The sequence below is a fragment of the Sphingopyxis sp. SCN 67-31 genome (assembly GCF_001725095.1).
Genome location: NZ_MEFH01000193.1, coordinates 1 through 5,953 on the forward strand (window position 1 = coordinate 1; position 5,953 = coordinate 5,953).

A 5,953-nucleotide genomic window follows, 5' to 3' on the forward strand; every position below is an offset into this window, starting at 1 on the left:
GCCGGTCCGTCCGACCCGCGAGGAGCGAAAACTCGCGGAAGCGGTGATGCATCATGTCGGACCGACGCGACCCCGATAAACGGCCAGTTGCCATTTCAGTCCCGGCCGTTGAGGCCGCAAACCCCGATCAATCGCCCTCGGCTTCGACCTTCGGCTTGCGCAATTCGCTGACGAGCAGCTTGTCGATCTTGCGGCCATCCATATCGACGATCTCGAATCTCCAGCCGCGATCGGTAAAGGCCTCTCCTTCCTCGGGCAGATGCTTGAGGATCGCAAGCGCGTGGCCTGCGGCGGTCGCATAGTCGCGATCGTCGTCGAGTTCGATCCCCAGCCGCTCGGCCATTTGGTCGGCGGGCATCGACCCGGCGATCAGCAGGCTGCCATCCTCGCGTTCGACGACGAAGGGTTCGCTGCCGATATCCTGATCGGACGCGAACTCACCCGCGATCGCCGACATCAGGTCGGCGGGCGTCACCAGTCCATCGAAATGGCCATATTCGTCGTGAACGAGCAGCATCGGCACTTCGGCAAGGCGCAACGCCGCAAGCGCGTCCATCGCATCGATCTGGTCGTGGATGACCGCGGCGCGGCGCATCAGCCGCTCAAGCAGACGGCTGTGCGGCGTTTCGAGCAGCTTGTCGCGCACGCCCTTCGCGTCGAGCGTGATGTCGATCCAGTCGACATCCTTGCGCGGCGTCATCACTTCGCGCACCGGCCGGTCGGCAAGCCGCACGACGCCCGAGATGATCGCGCGCTCGCTCTCCTCGATCACGCCCGATTTCGACGCCTCGGCGACGATCAGATGCAGTTCCTCGGCGGTCACCTGATCGTCCGATTCGCGCTTGAGACCGAGCAGGCGGAACACCAGACCCGAACTGTTGTTGAGCAGCCAGACCAGCGGAGCCGCAATGCGCGCAAGCCAGAACATCATCGGCGCGACGAAGATCGCGATCCGTTCGGGTGCGCGCAGCGCAAATTGTTTGGGGACAAGCTCGCCCGCGATCAGCGAGGCATAAGTCGTAAGCGCGATGACGAGGGCGAACGCCACCGTGCGCGCGGTGTCGGCATCAAGTCCGGTCCATGCCTGCAACCGTTCGGCGACGGGCTGGCCCAGGCTGGCCCCCGAATAGGCGCCCGTCAGCACGCCGATCAGCGTGATACCCACTTGCACCGTCGACAGAAAGCGGCCGGGGTCGGAGGCAAGCTGACGCGCGATCCGCGCTCCGCTGCTGCCGCGCTTCTCGGCGGCCTGCAGCCGCGGGTCCCGCGCCGAAACAATCGCGAGTTCGGACATGGCGAAAACGCCGTTGAGCAGGATAAGGATCAGGATGATCGCCACATCCGACCAGGGAAAAGGGGTCATTGGGCGGTCGTACGGCGCTGGCGCGCCCGGCCCCTGTCAGCTTCGGTCATGCCGGTCCTATAGGCCAAAGCCGCGGTGCTGCACAATGGTGACGACATCGGCACGCTCAGCCAGCGTTCAGCATGAATGACGGAACGGAAAGCGCGATCATATGTTATCCTTGTGGTCGTGGCATCGCATGGACCGGCGATGCCCAAAAAAGGGAGCCAGAAATGAACAAGAGGACGATCAAGCTCGCGGCCGTCGCCAGCCTTGGCGCGCTCACGCTGACCGGTTGCGTCACCGACCCCGAAACGGGCAAGCAGCGCATCTCCAAGGCCGCGATCGGCGGCATCGGCGGCGCGCTCGGCGGCTATCTGCTCGGCGATCTCGTCGGCGGACGCAACGACCGGACCGAAAAGATCCTTGGCGCAGGCATCGGCGCCGTCGCCGGCGCGGGCGTCGGCTATTATATGGATCAGCAGGAAAAGAAGCTGCGCGAACGCACCGCGGGCACCGGCATCGATGTCGAACGCCAGGGCGACCAGCTCGTGCTCAACATGCCGGGCGACGTGACCTTCGACCTCAACAGCGCGGTCGTGAAGTCGCAGTTCCGTGGCGCGCTCGACAGCGTCGCCTCGACCCTGTCGGAATATCCGAGCACCTATATCGACGTTTACGGCCACACCGATTCGCAGGGCAGCGAAACCTATAATCAGGGGCTGTCCGAACGGCGCGCGGCGTCGGTCGCAGACTATCTGGCGGGCCGCGGCGTCAACCGCGCGCGCATGGCGACGATGGGCTATGGCGAAACGCAGCTCAAATGCGCGCCCGAACGCACGCAGGCCGACTATCAGTGCAACCGCCGCGTCGAAATCCGCATCGCGCCGGTGACGCAGGCGGACGTGGCCGCCGCACAATAAAGTCCATTCCCGTGGACGATGGAAAGGGCGTCGCCGGCAGGCGGCGCCCTTTTCCGTGTCAGGCGAGGCTCGAGAAGCTCGCTTTCAGCCCGTCGATGACGAACTGCGCCGCGAGCGCCGCGAGCAGCACGCCGAGCAGGCGGGTGATGACAGCCTCGCCCTTGTTGCCGATCAAGCGCATGAACGGCCCGGCGAGCAGCAGCGCCGCGAGCGTCAGCAGCAGCACGAGCAGCAGCGCGCCGAAAATCACCAGCGCGCGGTCAAGTCCGCTGTTCTGCGACACCAGCAGCATCACCGACGCAATCGATCCCGGCCCCGCGAGCATCGGCATCGCCATCGGAAACACCGACACATCTTCGACCTCGGGCGTTGCCATCAGCTTTTCGGCGCGTTGTTCGCGGCGCTCGGTACGCTTTTCGAACACCATGTCGATCGCAATGATGAACAGCATGACGCCGCCCGCGATGCGGAAACTGTCGAGATCGATGTGCAGGAAACTGAGCAGCGCCTCGCCGAACATCGCGAAGAAGATCAGGATGAAACCGGCGATCAGCGTCGCGCGGATCGCCATCGACCGGCGCTGCGCCGCGCTGGCTCCCGTCGTCAGGCTGGCGTAGATGGGCGCGCAGCCGGGCGGATCGATGACGACGAAAAGCGTCACGAAGGCCGATATGAAAAGGTCGATCATGGCTGCTTCGGCGCCGCGATGCGGTCATCGATAACGGTCGTCATCTCGTGCCCGTCCCACAGCCGCACGGTGATGCTGCGCGATCCGTCGGGGCGCACGACCGAAGTCCAGTTCAGAGTCTGGTCGCGCGACATGCCGACCATCATATCGTCACCCTCCGCGGCGGCGGTCACCGTGGCGCCCGGCTTGCCGGTGCAGGTCGCCTGCTTCGATTCGATGAAGTCGGGCGCTGCGCGCGGGGTCGCAAGCGCATCGCCCGAATCGAGCAGCCAGCGCATGTCGCCCTTCATCGGATCGCGCGACCACACGGTGGTGAAGAATCCCTGCGCCGGACCCTTCTGCCATGCGCCCGTCGTCACGCCGCTGTTGCCGTCACAGCTTACGAACACCTTGTGCGGTTGCCAGCGCACCGCCTCGGCCGGATCCTTTTGCGTCTTCAGCCAGTCGCGGGCGTTGACCCGCTGCGGCACGAACATCACCGCGTCGGGCGCCGCGGTTTCGCGAAAGGCCGTCCATTGCCCCTTTTCCTGCGCCAGCCGCGCGAAGGCGATTTCCGCCGCGATAAAGCCGCTCGGATTCGCCGCTAGCGGGCGCTTGCGCGCATCGGGCCCCTGCGGCGCGCAACCGGCGAGCGTCGTCAGCACAAGCCCGGCAAGGAGCAGTCGGCGCATCAGAAACCCTCCGGATCGGCGAGGCCGGCGCGGCGGTGCGCGGCGACCAGCGTGTTGCGCAGCAGGCAGGCAATCGTCATCGGGCCGACGCCGCCGGGCACCGGGGTGATCGCGCCCGCCACCGCCGCCGCGCTGGCGTAATCGACGTCACCGACGAGTCGCCCCTTGGTCGCGCCCGCTTCGGGCGGCAGGCGATTGATGCCGACGTCGATGACCACCGCGCCGGGCTTGATCCAGTCGCCCTTGACCATTTCGGGCCGGCCGACCGCCGCCACGACGATATCGGCGCGGCGGACCAGATCGGGCAGATCGCGGGTGCGGCTGTGCGCCATGGTCACGGTGCAATTGGCGCCAAGCAGCAGCGCCGCCATCGGCTTGCCGACCAGAATCGAGCGGCCGATCACCACCGCATCCTTGCCGCCAAGATCGCCGAGCACATCCTGCAACAGCAACAGACAGCCATAGGGGGTGCAAGGCACCATGCCCGGGATGCCGAGCGCGAGCCGTCCGGCGCTGACCGGGGTTAGCCCGTCGACGTCCTTTTCGGGATCGATCGTCGCCACCGCGCGCTGCTCGTCGAGATGGGCGGGCAGCGGAAGCTGGAGCAGGATGCCGTCGACCGCAGGATCGTCGTTGAGCGATGCGAGCAGCGCCTCGACCTCTTCCTGGTTCGCGGTCGCGGGCAGGCGATGTTCGAAACTCGCCATGCCGGCGGCGACCGTCGCCTTGCCCTTGGAGCCGACATAGACGGCGCTCGCCGGATCGTCGCCGACGAGCACGACCGCCAGCCCCGGCACGCGGCCGGTCGCGGCTTCGAACGCCGGGACGGCGCCGGCAATGCGTGCGCGCAGCCCGGCGGCGAACGCCTTGCCGTCGATGATGCGCGCTTCGGTCGCGACGGACATCAGGCCATTCCGCTCGAATAGGCGAGGCGCGCGAGATAGCCCAGCACCGGCCCCTGAATGATGATGATCAGGATCAGGACGAGCATCGGCGTCAGGTCGAGCCCGCCGAAATCGGGCATGATGCGCCGGAACGGCCGGTAGAGCGGCTCGGTGATGCGGTCGAGCATCATCCACAGCTGCGCCACGAAGTCATTGTGAGTGTTGATGACGTTGAAGGCGATCAGCCACGACATCACCGCCTGCGCGATGATGAACCACCACAGGACCGTCAGGATGATGTCGACGATCTGGATGAGCATGAGAAGCAAGGCGGGTCTCCGTAAAGGGGGGTCTTGCAGGCCCTCTTAGCGGTGAATGAGCGTGCCTGCACCCCTTGCGGTGAAAATTTCGAGCAGCATCGCATGCGGAACCCGGCCGTCGAGGATAACCGCGGCATCGACCCCCGCATCGACCGCCGCGACGCAGGTTTCGACCTTCGGAATCATGCCGCCGGTGATCGTCCCGTCGGCCTTCAACGCGTCGATCGCGGGGCGGTCGAGGTCGGTCAGCAGCGCCCCCGACTTGTCGAGCACTCCGGCCACGTCGGTCAGCAGGAAGAAACGCCGCGCGCCAAGCGCGCCGGCGATCGCCCCGGCCATGGTGTCGGCGTTGATATTATAGGTCGCGCCATCGGCGCCGAGCGCGACGGGGGCGACGATCGGGATGAAATTGTCGGCCGCCAGCCGTTGCAGGATCGTCGGGTCGACCGCGACGGGTTCGCCGACGAAGCCCAGGTCGACGTGGCGTTCGATCCCCGAATTGGGATCGGGTTCGGTGCGGTGGACCTTTTCGGCCAGCACCAGATTGGCGTCCTTGCCCGACAGGCCGATCGCGCGGCCGCCAAGCCCGGCGAGCCATCCGACGATTTCCTTGTTGATCTTGCCCGCCAGGACCATTTCGGCGACCTCCGCGGTCGCGGCGTCGGTGACGCGCAGCCCGCCGACAAACTGCGATTCGATGCCGAGTTGCTTGAGCATCGCGCCGATCTGCGGCCCGCCGCCATGGACGACGACAGGATTGATCCCCACCGCCTTCAGCAGCACCACATCCTCGGCAAAGTCGCGCTGCGCCTCGGGATCGCCCATCGCGTGGCCGCCATATTTGATGACGAAGGTTTCGCCCGCATAGCGCTGCAGATAGGGCAACGCTTCGACGAGCGTTTCGGCCTTGGTCAGCAGATCGGGCATGGTCGTGGGATCGGTCATCGTCATCATTCCGCAGTCTTCGCGTCGAGGCTGCGGCCGAGCGCGACGAGGCCGGTGATCACCGCCGGGATGACGACAATCGACAGCGCGACCTTGGCCAGCATCTGTCCCGCCATCAGATTGGCGATCGGGAAAACGCCGTAAAAGGCGATGGTGACGAACAGCAGCGTGTCGACGATC

General features: G+C 66.1%; 7 protein-coding genes and 1 pseudogene. 1 reads left to right on the forward strand and 7 read right to left on the reverse strand.

Annotated features, from left to right (window positions below; translation table 11 throughout):
- Positions 1-127 precede the first annotated feature (127 nt).
- Positions 128-1,363 carry a hemolysin family protein gene (locus ABS88_RS23595; RefSeq protein WP_286750763.1) on the reverse strand — a complete coding sequence of 412 codons (1,236 nt, stop codon included), beginning with the start codon at positions 1,361-1,363 and terminating at the stop codon, positions 128-130.
- 212 nt (positions 1,364-1,575) lie between these two features.
- Between ABS88_RS23595 and ABS88_RS23600 the strand changes: the two genes are divergently transcribed.
- Positions 1,576-2,265, forward strand: coding sequence for a YiaD family glycine zipper/OmpA-like lipoprotein (locus ABS88_RS23600; RefSeq protein WP_003041261.1), 690 nt, complete (start codon positions 1,576-1,578; stop codon positions 2,263-2,265).
- A 58-nt stretch (positions 2,266-2,323) separates the two neighbouring features.
- On the opposite strand, the gene ABS88_RS23605 is transcribed toward ABS88_RS23600, so the two are convergent.
- From ABS88_RS23605 to ABS88_RS23630, 6 genes and pseudogenes are all read right to left on the reverse strand, one after another.
- Positions 2,324-2,953, reverse strand: a complete 630-nt coding sequence (locus ABS88_RS23605; protein WP_003041264.1) for a MarC family protein — start codon at positions 2,951-2,953, stop codon at positions 2,324-2,326.
- A complete protein-coding gene (locus tag ABS88_RS23610) occupies positions 2,950-3,624 on the reverse strand; it encodes a hypothetical protein (RefSeq protein ID WP_286750764.1) in 675 nt (224 codons plus the stop codon). The genes ABS88_RS23605 and ABS88_RS23610 overlap by 4 nt, the downstream gene beginning before the upstream one ends.
- Positions 3,624-4,529: a bifunctional methylenetetrahydrofolate dehydrogenase/methenyltetrahydrofolate cyclohydrolase FolD gene (folD, locus tag ABS88_RS23615; RefSeq protein ID WP_286750765.1), complete on the reverse strand. Its 906-nt coding sequence runs from the start codon at positions 4,527-4,529 to the stop codon at positions 3,624-3,626. The genes ABS88_RS23610 and folD overlap by 1 nt, the downstream gene beginning before the upstream one ends.
- Positions 4,529-4,828, reverse strand: coding sequence for a YggT family protein (locus tag ABS88_RS23620; protein ID WP_003041270.1), 300 nt, complete (start codon positions 4,826-4,828; stop codon positions 4,529-4,531). The genes folD and ABS88_RS23620 overlap by 1 nt, the downstream gene beginning before the upstream one ends.
- 45 nt (positions 4,829-4,873) lie before the next feature.
- Positions 4,874-5,782, reverse strand: a complete 909-nt coding sequence (gene argB / locus ABS88_RS23625; protein ID WP_174531827.1) for an acetylglutamate kinase — start codon at positions 5,780-5,782, stop codon at positions 4,874-4,876.
- Positions 5,779-5,953, reverse strand: a pseudogene (locus ABS88_RS23630) (queuosine precursor transporter); the annotation flags it as partial. The gene argB and the pseudogene ABS88_RS23630, both read right to left, overlap by 4 nt.